11 protein-coding genes are annotated in these 14,932 nt (G+C 62.3%); 10 read left to right on the top strand and 1 reads right to left on the bottom strand.

Going from position 1 to position 14,932, the window contains the following annotated elements; translation table 11 throughout:
* The first annotated feature begins 1 nt into the window (after nucleotide 1).
* Both ABIB57_RS05700 and ABIB57_RS05695 read left to right on the top strand, forming a co-directional pair.
* Nucleotides 2–2,164: an RNA degradosome polyphosphate kinase gene (locus ABIB57_RS05700; RefSeq protein ID WP_502914348.1), complete on the top strand. Its 2,163-nt coding sequence runs from the start codon at nucleotides 2–4 to the stop codon at nucleotides 2,162–2,164.
* Nucleotides 2,161–3,699 (top strand): Ppx/GppA phosphatase family protein, encoded by a 1,539-nt coding sequence (locus ABIB57_RS05695; RefSeq protein ID WP_354039122.1) that lies wholly within the window; start codon nucleotides 2,161–2,163, stop codon nucleotides 3,697–3,699. Before ABIB57_RS05700 ends, ABIB57_RS05695 begins: the two co-directional genes overlap by 4 nt.
* A gap of 18 nt (nucleotides 3,700–3,717) precedes the next feature.
* Here ABIB57_RS05695 and rnd read toward each other — a convergent pair whose 3' ends face one another.
* The gene (gene rnd, locus ABIB57_RS05690) at nucleotides 3,718–4,887 is read right to left on the bottom strand and encodes a ribonuclease D (protein ID WP_354039121.1); all 1,170 of its coding nucleotides are present in this window, start codon (nucleotides 4,885–4,887) and stop codon (nucleotides 3,718–3,720) included.
* A 206-nt stretch (nucleotides 4,888–5,093) separates the two neighbouring features.
* On the opposite strand from rnd, the gene aspS reads away from it, so the two are divergent.
* The 8 genes from aspS (at nucleotide 5,094) to ABIB57_RS05650 (ending at nucleotide 14,932) form a co-directional block, all read left to right on the top strand.
* Complete coding sequence (gene aspS, locus ABIB57_RS05685; RefSeq protein ID WP_354039691.1) at nucleotides 5,094–6,863, top strand: aspartate--tRNA ligase; 1,770 nt, start codon at nucleotides 5,094–5,096, stop codon at nucleotides 6,861–6,863.
* A gap of 161 nt (nucleotides 6,864–7,024) precedes the next feature.
* A complete protein-coding gene (locus ABIB57_RS05680; RefSeq protein ID WP_354039120.1) occupies nucleotides 7,025–8,626 on the top strand; it encodes an EAL domain-containing protein in 1,602 nt (533 codons plus the stop codon).
* Nucleotides 8,627–8,757: 131 nt separating this feature from the next.
* A complete protein-coding gene (locus tag ABIB57_RS05675; RefSeq protein ID WP_354039118.1) occupies nucleotides 8,758–11,043 on the top strand; it encodes an NADP-dependent malic enzyme in 2,286 nt (761 codons plus the stop codon).
* Between the two features lie 2 nt (nucleotides 11,044–11,045).
* Entirely contained in the window at nucleotides 11,046–11,336 is a 291-nt protein-coding gene (locus ABIB57_RS05670) for a Dabb family protein (protein WP_354039116.1), read from the top strand.
* Nucleotides 11,337–11,599: 263 nt separating this feature from the next.
* The gene (locus ABIB57_RS05665) at nucleotides 11,600–11,998 is read left to right on the top strand and encodes an FtsB family cell division protein (RefSeq protein WP_354039114.1); all 399 of its coding nucleotides are present in this window, start codon (nucleotides 11,600–11,602) and stop codon (nucleotides 11,996–11,998) included.
* 113 nt (nucleotides 11,999–12,111) lie between these two features.
* Nucleotides 12,112–13,131 (top strand): pyruvate dehydrogenase (acetyl-transferring) E1 component subunit alpha, encoded by a 1,020-nt coding sequence (pdhA, locus tag ABIB57_RS05660; RefSeq protein ID WP_354039113.1) that lies wholly within the window; start codon nucleotides 12,112–12,114, stop codon nucleotides 13,129–13,131.
* Nucleotides 13,132–13,135: 4 nt separating this feature from the next.
* Nucleotides 13,136–13,543 carry a hypothetical protein gene (locus ABIB57_RS05655; protein WP_354039111.1) on the top strand — a complete coding sequence of 136 codons (408 nt, stop codon included), beginning with the start codon at nucleotides 13,136–13,138 and terminating at the stop codon, nucleotides 13,541–13,543.
* A complete protein-coding gene (locus ABIB57_RS05650; RefSeq protein WP_354039109.1) occupies nucleotides 13,544–14,932 on the top strand; it encodes a pyruvate dehydrogenase complex E1 component subunit beta in 1,389 nt (462 codons plus the stop codon). It begins immediately after the preceding gene.

Raw genomic sequence — 14,932 nt, 5'->3', positions numbered from 1 at the left:
GATGAGCGAATTCACCGAAACCGATGTCAGCGTGCCCGATATCGAGGAGCTGCGCAAAAGCCCGGCCCGCTTCGTCAATCGCGAGGTCAGCTGGCTGCAGTTCAACATGCGGGTGCTCGAAGAGGCCGCCAATGTGCATCATCCGCTGCTGGAGCGGCTGCGGTTCGTGTCGATTTCGGCCAACAATCTCGATGAATTCTTCATGGTTCGCGTGGCGGGCCTCAAGGGCCAGACCCGCGCCGGTCTATCCAAGCAGAGCGCCGACGGGCTGACGCCGACCGAGCAGCTCGAGGAAATCGGCACGCTGGCGCAGCATTTGCAACTGGAGCAGCAGGATCACTGGCAGACCGTGCGCGAAGAATTGTTCGCGCAGAACGTGGTGATCCACGAAGCCAATGACCTGACCCCCGACCAGGTCAATTACCTGTCCAAGCTGTTCCGCGAGGAAATTTTCCCCGTCCTGACGCCGATCGCGGTCGATCCGGCCCATCCATTCCCGTTCATTCCCAATTTAGGGCTGGCGCTGGCGTTCGAATTGAACCGGCCCAACCACGATCAACCGCTGACCGCGCTGGTGCGCATCCCGTCCAATCTCGACCGATTTATCAACCTGCCCGGCGGGCTGGTTTCTGAAGGCCGCAGCGAGGTCGTGACCATCGATACGCTGGTCAAGCTGTTCTTCCACAAGATGTTTCCCGGCCACGAAGTGGTCGGCTCCGGCGCGTTCCGGTTGATCCGTGACAGCGAAATCGAAATCGACGACGAAGCCGCGGACCTCGTGATCGAGTTCGAGACGGCGTTGCGGCAGCGGCGGCGCGGGCAGGTGATCCGGCTGGAAGTCGAAAGCACCATGCCGCGCGCCCTCAAGCGCCAGATCAGCGAGCAATTGCGGGTCAAGGACGGCGATATCTTCGAGGTGCACGGTTTCCTCGGCCTCGCCGACGCGGCCAAGATTTGCGATATCGACCGGCCCGACCTCAAGTTTACGCCCTATCACGCGCGCTTCCCCGAGCGCATCCGCGACTATAGCGGCGACAATTTTGCGGCGATCCGGGCCAAGGATATCCTCGTCCACCACCCCTTCGAGAGCTTTGACGTCGTTGCCCAATTCCTGATCCAGGCGGCGCGCGACCCGGATGTGGTGGCGATCAAGCAGACGCTCTATCGCACATCGGCGGATAGCCCGATCATCAAGGCGCTGGTGCTGGCGGCGGAGGCCGGCAAGTCGGTGACGTGCCTGGTGGAGCTCAAGGCGCGTTTCGACGAAGAAGCCAATATTCGCTGGGCTCGCGATCTCGAACGGGCAGGTGCGCAGGTGGTGTTCGGCTTCATCGAGCTCAAGACCCACGCCAAGCTCAGCCAGGTGGTGCGGCGCGAAAAGGGCAAGCTGGTCAGCTATTGCCATATCGGCACCGGCAACTATCATCCGATCACCGCCAAGGTTTATACCGACCTCAGCTATTTCACCATCGATCCGGCGATCACGCGCGACGTGGCCCGGGTGTTCAACTTCATCACCGGCTATGCGCGGCCGACCGAGCTGGAGACCATCGCGGTCTCCCCGGTAAACCTGCGCGAGACGCTGATGGACAGCATCAACCGCGAGATCGAGTTTGCGAAGAACGGCCAGCCGGCCAGTATCCTCCTGAAGATGAATTCGCTGGTCGATCCGCAAATCATCGACGGCCTATACGACGCCAGCCAGGCTGGCGTTAAGGTCGACCTGATCGTGCGCGGCATCTGCTGCCTGCGCCCGGGTATCCCAGGGTTTTCCGAGAATATCCGGGTCAAATCCATCGTTGGCCGCTTCCTCGAACACTCCCGCATCTATTGCTTCGGCAATGGCGAGGCCATGCCCAATCCGCGCGCCACGGTCTATATTTCCTCAGCCGATCTAATGGGGCGGAACCTCGATGGACGGGTCGAGGTGATGGTTCCCATCCTCAACAAGACCGTGCATAAGCAGATCCTCGACCGGATTCTTGTTGCCTACCTGAAGGATAACCAGCAGAGCTGGGAAGTGCTTCCGGACGGCAGTTCACATCGGATCAGGCTGGGCGAGGGGGAAGAACCCTTCAACGCGCACGATTACTTCATGACCAATCCATCGCTTTCGGGACGCGGCAGCGCCGGATTGCACGAGGGCGACGAGGGCTTCGATTGAATTCATTCTGGGGCGTCGACGCCGATCCGACCGCGCAGGGGCGCATCAAGGGCGCGAGGCCGGTGGCGGTGCTCGATATCGGCTCCAATTCGGTCCGTTTGGTCGTCTATGAGCGTCATGCCAGGGCGCTGACGCCGCTCTACAACGAGAAATCGGCCTGCGCGCTGGGGCGGGGTATTGCCCTGACCGGGCGGCTGGCCGACAGCAATGTGGCGCGGGCGCTGGTTGCCATCAAGCGGTTCGCGCTGGTGGCCCGGATGATGCGCGTCGGCAAAATCCATGTACTGGCTACCTCGGCGGTGCGGGACGCCGCCAATCGCACCGAGTTCGTTGCCGCCGTCGAGGCCATCATCGGCTCCAAGGTCCAGGTGCTGAGCGGCGAGCACGAAGCCCATTTCGCCGCGCTCGGCGTGGTCGCGGGGATTCCCGATTTCAGTGGCATGGTCGGCGATCTTGGCGGCGGCAGCCTCGAGCTGTCCACCATCGCCAGCGGTGCCGATACCAATGGCGAGACGTTTGAGCTAGGCGTCATCCGGCTGCAGGACGATAGCGGCGGCTCGGCGATCAAGGCCGGCGAGATCGCCCGCGAACGCCTGAAGGATTCGTCGTTGGCGCGCGGCCCCGGCGGCGGCGCATTTGCTTCCATCGGCGGAACATGGCGGTCGCTGGCCAAGCTGCATCAGGTCCGCCGGCATTATCCGCTCCAGATGGTGCAGCATTACGTCGTGCCTGTGGCCGACATGATCGCGCTCTGCGACGAGATCGTCGCCGCCGGCTCGCTCAAGGATTATCCGGGCTCCGGCAGCGTCAGCTCGTCGCGCCGCGACCTGGTGCCGTTCGGCGCCGTGGCATTGGCCGAAGTCTTGCGCGCCGGGCGCTTCGATACCGTGGTTTTCTCCGCCCTGGGCGTGCGAGAGGGCTATCTCTATGGCCTGCTCGATAGCCGCGAACAGGCGATCGATCCGCTGATCCAGGGCTCGGAAGAGCTTTCCGTGCTGCGCTCGCGCTCCCCCGCCCACGCCAATGACCTCATCGAATTCAGCACCCAATATCTCGTAGCGGCCGGCGTCAGCGAGACGCTGGAGGAGACGCGATTGCGCCAGGTTTCGTGCCTCCTGGCCGATATCGGCTGGCGCGCGCATCCCGACTATCGAGGGGCGCAGAGCGTCGACGCCGTCGCCTATGGCTCGCTGACGGGAGTGGATCACCCCGGTCGGGCCTTCCTCGCCCATGTGATCGCGGTGCGCTACAATGGCCTCAAGCTCAAGGGCGTCACCCAGCCTCTGGTTGGCCTTGCGGGACATACCGCCTCCGCCCGCGCCAAGCTGATCGGCGCCCTGTTCCGCGTCGCTTATCCAATGAGCGCCGCCATGCCGGGCATCCTGCCGCGTATCCGGTTCCTGGTTGAAGGCAACACGCTGGTCCTCGTCCTGCCGCAGGACTTCGCGTTCCTGGACGGCGAACACCTGCAAGGCCGGCTGGAGCAATTTGCCAACGTCGCCGGCCACAAGAATGCCAAGGTGCGGATCACTTAGAGCAGGCGAGGGAGCTGGCTACTCTGCCGGCGTTGTGTCCTTGACTGCGAATTCCACCACGCCTTTGCGCGTCGCGACGAGACCCACGCGGCCGTGTTTGATATCCAGAGCCTTGTCGCCGAACAGCTTGCGGCGCCAGCCCTTGAGGGCAGGCACGTCCGCCTCGTCATCGAGCACCAGCGCGTCGATTTCGTCGGAGGTGGCGATGATGCGGGCGGCGACGCCGTGTTGTTCGGCTACCGATTTCAGCAGCACCCGGATCAGGTCGCCGACGGCGCCCTTGGGTGAGGGCCCGCGATAGCGGTCCGGCATATGCGGCAGCTCGGACTTGTCGAGCGCCTCGACTTCCTTGAGCATGGTCATGATCTCTGCGGCGGCGCTGCTGCGCCCAAAGCCGCGCGGCACGGCGCGCAGCTTGTCGAAGGCGTCCGGCGTCAGCGGGCGCTGCATGGCCAGCTCAAACAGCACGTCGTCCTTGAGCACGCGGCTGCGCGGCTGATCGCCATCCTGGGCGCGCTTTTCGCGCCAGCCGGCCAGGCGCTTCAGCGCCGCGAGGTCGCGAGGGCGGTTGATTTTCATCTTCAGGCGTTCCCAGGCCTGATCGGGCTGCACCACATAGGTGTCGATGCTGCGCAGCACGCCCAACTCGTCCTCCACCCAGTCCCAGCGCTTGGTGGCGTCGACCTGCTTGCGCAGCTCGAGATAGATATCGCGCAGATGGGTCACGTCGGCGGCGGCATAGAGGCGCTGCTTTTCGCTGAGCGGACGCGCCGACCAATCGGTAAAGCGCGAGGATTTGTCGAGTTCGACATTGGTGATGGCGCGGACGAGATTGTCGTACGACACACTATCGCCAAAGCCGCAGACGCTGGCCGCGATCTGGGTGTCGAAGATATTGACCGGCACCTTGCCGGTGAGCTTGACGAAGATTTCGATGTCCTGCCGCGCTGCGTGGAACACCTTGGTGACAGCGGGATTGGCCAGCAGCACGAAGAACGGCGCAAGGTCCAGCCCCGGGGCGAGTGGGTCGATCAGAATCGCCTCATCGGGCGTCGCCGCCTGAATCAGACAGAGCTTTGGCCAGTACGTGGTTTCACGCAGGAACTCGGTATCGACCGTTACAAAATCAAACTGTGCGGCGCGCTCGCAGAAACCCGCGAGTACGTCTGTGGATATAACGAGGTCCATACCGGCTTCCGTCTCAATATCGTCGTATTTCTTCCTAGCAGGTGCAGCAGCCCCACTCCAGAAGGGATTTGTTAAGCTATGAGAATTGGTTAGCCCGCGCGTTTGGCAATGGCCCGCCACGCGCCGCCGCGCTGCTTGACAAGTGCTGACTCCCATGCGCTTTTCCCGCCAAGATTCCGGCCTTTTTCGGTGGTTACGACATGACAATGCATCGCTATCGCTCCCACACCTGCGGCGCGCTGACTGCGCAGGATGCGGGCCAGACCGTCCGGCTCAGCGGCTGGGTTCACCGCGTTCGCGACCATGGCGGGCTCCTGTTTTTCGATCTGCGCGATCATTACGGGCTGACCCAGTGCGTCATCGATCCGGATTCGCCGGCTTTTGCCGCGGCCGAACAGATTCGCTCCGAATGGGTCGTCCGTATCGATGGTGAAGTGAAGTTGCGCGACGCAACGGCCGTGAACGTCAATCTGCCGACCGGCACGATCGAAGTGTTCATTCGCGAAATCGAAGTGCTGTCGGTGGCCAAGGAGCTGCCGATGCCGGTGTTCGGCGAGCCCGACTATCCCGAAGACATCCGCTTGCGCTACCGCTTCCTCGATCTGCGCCGCGAGACGCTGCATGCTAACATCGTCAAGCGCACCAAAGTCATCTCGTCCATGCGCCGCCGTATGGAAGCCATTGGTTTTGGCGAATATTCGACACCGATCCTGACCGCTTCGTCGCCAGAAGGCGCGCGCGATTTCCTGGTGCCGAGCCGTATTCACCCCGGTAAGTTCTTCGCGCTGCCGCAGGCGCCGCAGCAGTACAAGCAATTGCTGATGGTTGCCGGCTTCGATCGCTATTTCCAGATCGCGCCGTGCTTCCGCGACGAAGACCCGCGCGCCGATCGCCTGCCGGGCGAGTTCTACCAGCTTGACCTCGAAATGAGCTTCGTCACCCAGGAAGAAGTCTGGGACACTATGGCCCCGGTGATCACCAGCCTGTTCGAGGAGTTTGCCGACGGCAAGCGCGTAACCAAGGAATGGCCGCGTATTCCCTATGATACGGCGATCCGCAAATATGGTTCGGACAAGCCCGACCTGCGTAACCCGATAGAGATCCAGCAGGTTACCAAGCACTTTGCCGGTTCCGGCTTCAAGGTTTTCGCCGGCCAGATCGAGAGCGATTCGAAGGTCGAAGTGTGGGCTATTCCCGCGCCGACCGGCGGCTCGCGTGCATTCTGTGACCGCATGAATGCCTGGGCGCAGGGCGAGGGCCAGCCCGGCCTCGGCTATATCTTCTTTAAGGACGGTGCCGGTTCGGGCCCCGTTGCCAAGAATATCGGCGAAGAGCGCACTGCCGCCATCAAGGCACAGATGGGCCTTGCCGATGGCGACGCCGTGTTCTTCGTGCTGGGCCGCCCGGAGAAGATGTACAAGTTCGCCGGTGAGGCCCGTACGCGGATCGGCACCGAGTTGAACCTGGTCGATACCGAGCAGTTCGCTTTGTGCTGGATCGTCGATTTCCCGTTCTACGAGCTGGATGACGAGAACAAGATCGATTTCGCCCATAACCCGTTCTCGATGCCCAAGGGCGGCATCGATGCGCTGAACAACGAAGATCCGCTGACCATCAAGGCCTACCAGTACGACGCGGTATGCAATGGCTTCGAAATTGCTTCGGGTTCGATCCGCAACCAGTTGCCCGAGACCATGGTCAAGGCCTTCGAGCTGACCGGCAAGTCACGCGACGAGGTCGAGGAGCAGTTCGGGGGCCTTTACCGGGCGTTCCAGTTCGGCGCACCGCCGCACGGTGGCGCTGCGTTCGGTATCGATCGCATCGTCATGTTGATCTGCGGCCGCCAGAACCTGCGCGAAATCACCGCGTTCCCGATGAACCAGCAGGCCGAAGACCTGTTGATGGGCGCGCCGAGCCCGGCGTCCCCTAGCCAGCTCCGCGAATTGAGCATTCGTTTGAACGTGCAGGACAAGTAACTGCTTGTTCGACTTGCCTTTGCGGCTCTGTCCGTTGCGGGGCAGGGCCGCTTTTTTTGTGCTGAGAGCAGTTTCCTCGCTGGCTTTCGAGCATCATTAGCGGTCCGTTAAACGCTCATTGATACTCAATTGAATGCAATTGGGCCCGGTGGATTCGTGCGTTGAAATCCCGCTACAACCACATTCTGATGCTGCTGGGCGCCATTCTGGCGTTTATCCCGATCATCGCCGTCGATTACCTGCTGGACGGGTACGTCCGCGTGCGGGAAAAAGACGTGGCGCAGCAGTCGATCAGCGCCATCACCTCGCAGGTCGAAATCAACACCAATGACGCGATTTCGGCCCTGCGCCGGATCATGACCGATAGCCCGTCGCTGTGCACGCCTACCTTCGTGGCCAATGTGCAGCACGAAATCGAGTCCAGCCTGACCATGAAGCAGGTACTGGTCGAAAATCGTGATGGCGTGCAATATTGCGATGCCTTCGGGCGCACCGTTGCCTATTCGCCGATTTCGGCGAGCCTGCCGGTGCCGGGACACACCGAGACCATGACCGTGGTCAAGCTGGCGGACATGGCCATGCCGGTGCTCAAGATCACCCAGGCGTTTGGCGATACGCGCCGGATTTCGGCCTTCGTGCCGCTGATCGGCCAGACGACGGGGGCATTGGCAAACGGGCTGAGCCCTGCGGCCTTGCTGCGATTCATGCTGACTGACGGGACCGCCATCCTGACGGTGGGCGATCCGACGGCGTTCGACCGGCGCACCTCCAGCACCGATTTCGTCTATGCGCAGGCCTTTGCGGGCGAATTGCCACTGTTGGCTGAAACCGCAGTGCCGTTCGCCATGGTGCGGGCGAGCTATGCCGATCTCGATGCCAGCTTCACCATCATCGGCTGCCTGATGAGCGCCAGCTTCCTGCTCATGGCGCTGCAATATGTGCGGCGCACGCGCGTTCCCGCCTTCGACCTCGAGCGCGCGGTCGCCAATGGCGAGATCAAGCCGTATTACCAGCCGGTGATCAACCTCAAGACCGGCGATCTGGTGGGCTGCGAAGTGCTGTGCCGCTGGGAGAAGAAGAACGGCGACGTGGTGCCGCCTGGCGCCTTCATCGATTATGCCGAGGTTACCGGCCTCGCCATCCCGATGACGCTGTCGCTGATGGAGCAGGTCAAGGTCGACCTGGGCGTGCTGTGCAAGACCATGCCGGACATGAAAATCTCGATCAACCTGTTCGAGGGGCACTTCCGCGATAGTTCGATCGTGGAAGACGTGCAGGCCATTTTCGGCGGCACCAGCATCAATTTCCGCCAACTGGTGTTCGAAATCACCGAGCGCCGGCCGCTGGGCAATTCCATGCAGGCCAATAGCGTCATCGCGGGGCTTCACGCTCTGGGCTGCCGCCTCGCCATGGACGACGCCGGCACCGGCCACTCGAATCTGGCCTATCTGCAGACGCTGGGCCTCGACATCATCAAGATCGACCGCGTGTTCGTCGACATGATCAAGCCGGACACCACCCAGGTGCCGGTGCTCGACGGGCTGATCGCCATGTCGCGTGATCTCAATTGCGAAATCATCGCCGAGGGCGTCGAGACCGAGGCGCAGGCGCTGTATCTGCGGGCGCGTGGCGTGCTGCATGCGCAGGGCTATATCTTCGCGCCGGCGCTCAAGGCCCCGGCCTACAAGGAACTGGCGCTCGCCTTGCAGTCCAGCAAGCACCCGCGCCGTCCCGCCGAAGGCGTGGTCGCAGCCGCCGCCTGATGTCTCCTTCCGACTTTAGTAGAACGGCCTTGCGAGCAGAGGCCCTTTCATTGCCGATGGAATGGTGGCACGAACCCTTCGGGTGACGGTGGCTGATCCCCACCGCGGAATCGTGCATCAGGAGGAATTCGGTGACCACTGACGTCAATGAACAGCGTAAGGCCCTGCGTGAGGCAGCGCTGCATTTCCACGAATTTCCCAAGCCCGGCAAACTCGAAATCCAGCCGACCAAGCCCCTGGGCAACCAGCGCGACCTAGCGCTGGCCTATTCGCCCGGCGTCGCCGCGCCCTGCGAGGAAATTGCCGCCGACCCGGAAACCGTGTCGCGTTATACCTCGCGGCAGAACCTCGTCGGCGTCATCTCCAACGGTACGGCCGTGCTCGGGCTGGGCAATATCGGCGCGCTGGCGTCCAAGCCGGTGATGGAGGGCAAGGCGGTCCTCTTCAAGAAGTTCGCCGGCATCGACGTGTTCGATATTGAAATCGACGAGATCGATCCCAAGAAGTTCATCGAGGCCGTGGCGCCGCTATGGCCCACCTTTGGCGGCATCAACCTCGAAGATATCCGCGCCCCCGATTGCTTCGAGATCGAGGAAGCCCTGCGCGAGCGGATGAGCATTCCGGTGTTCCACGACGACCAGCACGGCACGGCAATCATCGTCGGCGCCGCGGTCCTCAATGGGCTGGAACTGGCCGGTAAGCGCATTGAAGACGTCAAGATCTGCACCTCGGGGGCAGGGGCGGCGGCTATTGCCTGCCTCAACGTGCTGGTGGCACTGGGTGCCAAATACGAGAACATCTGGGTGGCCGACAAGGACGGGCTGGTGACCCACAAGCGTAACGACGTCAACGACAAGTGGCGCGGCCAATTCCGCCGCGAGAGCGAGGCCACCACGCTGGCCGAGGTCATTGACGGCGCAGATATCTTTCTTGGTCTGTCGGCCGCTGGCGCGCTGAAGCCCGAAATGGTGATGAAGATGGCGCCCAAGCCACTTATCCTGGCGCTGGCCAACCCCAATCCCGAAATCATGCCGGAGATGGCCAAGGAGCTGCGCCCCGACGCCATGGTGTGCACCGGGCGCTCGGATTACCCGAACCAGGTCAACAACGTCCTCTGCTTCCCCTTCATTTTCCGCGGCGCGCTCGACGTCAGCGCATCGACCATCAATGAGGAAATGAAGCTGGCGGCAGTGCGGGCCATCGCCAAGCTGGCCCATGAGCCGGGGCTGGAAGTATCGCCTTCCGGCGCACCGGCAGTGTTTGGACCCGACCACATCATTCCCAATCCGTTCGACCAGCGGCTGATCCTGCGCATCGCGCCGGCGGTGGCGCGGGCGGCAATGGATTCGGGCGTGGCCAAGAAGCCGATCGTTGATTTCGACGCCTACCGCGATAGCCTCAACCGCTTCGTGTTCCGCTCCGGCCTCGTCATGAAGCCGATTATCGACCGGGCGCAGGGACAGGAAAAGCGCATCGCCTTCGCCGATGGGGAAGACGAGCGCGTGTTGCGGGCCACTCAGGTCATCCTCGAGGAAAAGATCGGCCGCCCCATCCTGATCGGGCGCCCCTCAGTGATCGAGCAGCGCATCGAGCGCTTCGGCCTCAACCTGAAGCCGGGCAGGGATTTTGAGATCATCAATCCCGAAGACGATCCGCGCTATCGCGACTATGTCTCGCTGTTCCACTCGCTGGTGGGCCGCAGCGGTGTGACCCCGGACACGGCGCGGCAGGTGGTGCGCACCAATACGACGGTCATCGGGTCGCTGGCGGTCAAGCGCGGCGATGCCGATGCGCTGATCTGCGGCTTGCAAGGCCGCTTCATCCGCCACGTGCGCGATATCCGCTCGATCATCGGTATGCAGGACGGGGTGGCCGACATTTCGGCGCTCTCCATGCTGATCATGCCGCGCGGCGCGTTTTTCCTGGCCGATACCTATGTCAATCAGGACCCGACGCCCGACGAGATCGTCAGCATTACCCTGCAAGCGCGCGACCATCTCAAGCGCTTCAATATCGAGGCGCGGGCGGCCCTGCTGAGCTACTCTAACTTCGGCTCCCGCGACGGCGACAGTGCCTATAAGATGCGCGAGGCCTACCAGAAGCTCAAGGCGGTCGCTCCGGACCTCCTGGTCGAGGGCGAAATGCAAGGCGACCTGGCGCTCAACCAGGAGCTGCGCGAGCGCTATATCCCCGACAGCGTGCTCAAGGGCGAAGCCAACCTGTTGATTTTCCCCAATCTCGACGCGGCCAACCTGTCGATGACGCTGCTCAAGGAAATGAACAATGCGCTGTCGGTCGGCCCGATCCTGATGGGTCCACGCTCGCCCGCGCATATCCTGGCGCCGTCGGTCACCAGCCGCGGCATCGTCAACATGGCGGCCATCGCTGCCACCGAATCCCTTGGAACAGTGCGATAACCATGATCCGTCACAGCGTCATCTTCACCCTCAAGCATGCGGCCGGCTCCACCGAGGAGGCGGCTTTCCTCCGCGATGCAAAAATCCTCGCCGCCATTCCCGGCGTGACCAAGTTCGAGCAGCTCCGCCAGGTTAGCCCCAAGAACGACTACGCTTTCGGCTTCTCCATGGAATTCGCCGACCAGGCCGCCTATTCGGGCTATGACAACCATCCCGACCACGTCGCTTTCGTGCGCGATCGCTGGGTGCCGGAAGTGGAGCGTTTCTTGGAGATCGATTACGTGTTGGTTTGATACGCAGTCGGGCCTAAAGATTCTGACAGTTGCCGGAGAGGTCATCGAACCCTCCCCACCCACCGCCTTCCCGTGGACTTGATCCGCGGGCCACTCGCCGCTTGTGCCCAGTTGATAAAGACCCGCGGATCAAGTCCGCGGGAAGGCCTGTGGGGTGTGAGATTGAGGATCAGATTGCAGGCATCTGATTGCGATCCCATCACATTGGCAACCCGTCGTTAAACCCTTGGCAGGCATAATGGGAGTGTCCACACGGTTACCCCATGCCCACACGCCTCAAGAAACGTGCAATCTGGCGCCCGCTCGCGTTGAGCGCGGCGCTGCTGTGTTTTCAGGGCTATCTCGGCTTTTCCGCCATTGGCGGACAGTTCGGCACCGAGAACCGCAAGCAGATCATCGCTGATATCGAAGTGCTGAAGTCGCGATCCTCGGCATTGCAGGCCGAAATTGATGCCTATAAGCACCGCGCCAGCCTGATGGATACGCGTCGTCTCGATCCGGACCTGGTGACCGAGCGGGCGCGGGCACTGCTCAACATGGCCAATGCCGACGACATCATCGTCATGGTCGATCCGGCGACCGGTAAACCTACTTCCAGTTCATATTCGGAATTATCCGAAAGTCAGTTAAACCCGAATTTAGCTGATGTTATAGACCATTAGCGACGATTGTGTGACCCGTGCTGTCCTTGCTAGGGCAGGGCGACTTGCGCTATTGTGTCGATCTATGGCCAACTCGGCCACACAGAAATCCCAATCGATGCGGAGCGTATGTCATGGCGCGTAAGGCGGTGGCCACCAAGGCCAAGGCACAGTCCAATGTTCCCGAATTTTCCAAGGAGCAGGAGACCGAGGCGTATCGCGAGATGCTGCTGATCCGGCGTTTCGAGGAAAAGGCCGGCCAGATGTACGGCATGGGCCTGATCGGCGGGTTCTGCCATCTCTATATCGGGCAGGAAGCCGTCGTCACCGGCGTCACCATGGCCTCCAAGAAGGGCGTCGATGCCCAGATCACCGGCTATCGCGATCACGGCCACATGCTGGTCATGGGGCTTGACCCCAAGGGTGTGATGGCCGAGCTGACTGGCCGCGAAGCCGGTCTGTCGCGCGGCAAGGGCGGCTCGATGCACATGTTCTCCAATGAACACCGCTTCTACGGCGGCAACGGCATCGTTGGCGCGCAGGTTTCGCTTGGCACCGGGCTGGCGTTCGCCGCCAAATATCGCGGCGACGGTTCGGTCAGCATCGCCTATTTCGGCGACGGCGCGGCCAATCAGGGCCAGGTCTATGAGAGCTTCAACATGGCCAAGCTCTGGAGCCTGCCCGTCGTTTTCATCATCGAAAACAACAAATACGCCATGGGCACCTCGATCGAGCGCGCAGCGGCGACGACCGATCTGTCCACGCGCGGCGCTTCGTTCAACATTCCCGGCGAGCAGGTCGATGGCATGGACGTGCGCCTGGTGCATGATGCCGCCGAGCGCGCCATCGAGCATGCCCGTTCGGGCAAAGGCCCCTACATCCTCGAAATGCTGACCTATCGCTATCGTGGTCACTCCATGTCTGACCCGGCGAAGTACCGCACCAAGGACGAAGTGACCAAGTACCGCCAGGAGCGCGATCCGATCGAACAGGTCAAGCTGCGTCTTCTGGAAGCCGGCTACGAAACTGAGGACAGCCTCAAGAAAATCGAGGCCGATATCCGCGCCATCGTCACCGAGGCCGCCGATTTCGCCACCACCGCGCCGGAGCCCGATGCGGCCGAGCTATGGACCGACATCACGGTCAGCGCGTAACGTCATGACCATCCTGGCCGGCGTCATCGCAGTTCTGGCTATCCTCACGCTGGCAGTCGCCGTGCGTGAGGCGATGTCCGTGGTCCGGCTATCGCCCAAGAGCCAAGGCCTGGGTGGTTTCTTCCTGCTCGGCTGGTGGAAATTCAAGGATATCGAGGCCAAGAGCGGTCCCGAGGCCAAGCCACATCTGGCGATTTACGAGCGCTCTGTCATCGTCTTCGTCGTGCTGGTGGTCATCGGCGTCGTGCTGGGGGGCCTTGGCTCTCGCACAGCGCCCACCGCCGCCACCGTTGCCGAACGGCCAGCGCTGACCAACGATCCCCGCGTCATTCCGGCGCAATTTGCCAACATAGTCCCGTTTCCCGCGTCCCGGGCGGCAGCAATGCCCCAGCTCGCGCGGCAGGAGAGCTAAATGCCCAATATTCTGATGCCCGCGCTGTCGCCCACCATGGAAGAAGGCAAGCTGAGCAAATGGCTGGTCAAGGTCGGTGATACCGTCAAGTCCGGCGACGTGCTGGCCGAGATCGAGACCGACAAGGCGACCATGGAAGTCGAGTCGGTCGACGAGGGCGTGGTCAAGGAACTGCTGGTCGCCGAGGGCACCGACAATGTGAAGGTCAATACGCCCATCGCTCTGATCCTGGGCGAAGGCGAAACCGCCGAGGCCGCGCCTGCCGCCAAAACCGCGCCTGAGCCATCGGAAGCGCCGGTCGTGCCGGCCGAGAAGGCCGCCGAAGCCGCGCCAACTCTTGCGGCGGCTCCAGCCGCGCCCAAGTTCGAAGCCCAGGGCGATCCCGATCTGCCCGCGGGCGTCGAAATGGTCGAAATGACCGTGCGCCAGGCGCTGAACGAGGCGATGGCCGAAGAGCTGCGCCGCGACAAGGACGTCTTCATCATCGGTGAAGAAGTCGCCGAATATCAGGGTGCCTATAAGATCACCCAGAACCTGCTGCAGGAATTCGGGCCCGAGCGGGTCATCGATACACCGATCACCGAGCACGGCTTTGCCGGCCTTGCGGTTGGCGCGGCCTTTGCCGGCCTGCGCCCGATCGTGGAATTCATGACCTGGAATTTTGCCATGCAGGCCATCGACCAGATCATCAACTCCGCCGCCAAGCAGCTTTATATGTCGGGCGGCCAGGTCAAGGCGCCCATCGTGTTCCGCGGTCCCAACGGTGTCGCCTCCCGCGTCGGCGCGCAGCACAGCCAGGATTATTCGGCATGGTACTCCCATGTTCCCGGCCTCACCGTCATCGCGCCCTATAGCGCCGCTGACGCCAAGGGCCTGCTCAAGGCGGCGATCCGCTCGCCCAACCCGGTCGTGTTCCTCGAAAACGAAATTCTCTACGGCTCGACAGGTCTCGTGCCCAAGGTCGATGATTTCGTGCTGCCGATCGGCAAGGCGCGCATTGCCCGCACCGGCAATGACGTGACCATCGTGTCGTTCTCGATGGGCATGCGCTACGCCACCCAGGCCACCGAAAAGCTGGTCGCCGCCGGGCTCGATGTCGAACTGATCGACCTGCGCACGCTGCGCCCGCTCGACATCGATACCGTGATCGCCTCGGTAAAGAAGACCGGTCGCCTCGTGACCGTGGAAGAGGGCTGGCCGCAGGGCGGTATCGGCGCCGATATTTCGGCCCGCGTCATGGAGCAAGCCTTCGATTATCTCGACGCGCCTATACTGCGCGTCACCGGCAAGGACGTCCCAATGCCTTATGCCGCCAATCTCGAAAAGCTGGCGCTGCCGAACGTCGATGAAGTGATCGCGGCGGTCAATGCCGTGACCTACCGTTCGTAA

It is taken from the genome of Devosia sp. UYZn731 (assembly GCF_040546795.1).
In the GTDB taxonomy this organism is placed as follows: domain Bacteria; phylum Pseudomonadota; class Alphaproteobacteria; order Rhizobiales; family Devosiaceae; genus Devosia.
This window is presented reverse-complemented; position numbering and strand designations above follow the sequence as displayed.

Excerpts from the sequence above, each read along its gene's own strand:
- pdhA (WP_354039113.1), top strand. The coding sequence starts at position 12,112 with ATGGCGCGTAAGGCGGTGGCCACCAAGGCCAAGGCACAGTCCAATGTT.
- rnd (WP_354039121.1), bottom strand. The coding sequence starts at position 4,887 with ATGGACCTCGTTATATCCACAGACGTACTCGCGGGTTTCTGCGAGCGC.
- ABIB57_RS05650 (WP_354039109.1), top strand. The coding sequence starts at position 13,544 with ATGCCCAATATTCTGATGCCCGCGCTGTCGCCCACCATGGAAGAAGGC.
- ABIB57_RS05655 (WP_354039111.1), top strand. The coding sequence starts at position 13,136 with ATGACCATCCTGGCCGGCGTCATCGCAGTTCTGGCTATCCTCACGCTG.
- ABIB57_RS05670 (WP_354039116.1), top strand. The coding sequence starts at position 11,046 with ATGATCCGTCACAGCGTCATCTTCACCCTCAAGCATGCGGCCGGCTCC.
- ABIB57_RS05700 (WP_502914348.1), top strand. The coding sequence starts at position 2 with ATGAGCGAATTCACCGAAACCGATGTCAGCGTGCCCGATATCGAGGAG.
- aspS (WP_354039691.1), top strand. The coding sequence starts at position 5,094 with ATGCATCGCTATCGCTCCCACACCTGCGGCGCGCTGACTGCGCAGGAT.
- ABIB57_RS05665 (WP_354039114.1), top strand. The coding sequence starts at position 11,600 with ATGCCCACACGCCTCAAGAAACGTGCAATCTGGCGCCCGCTCGCGTTG.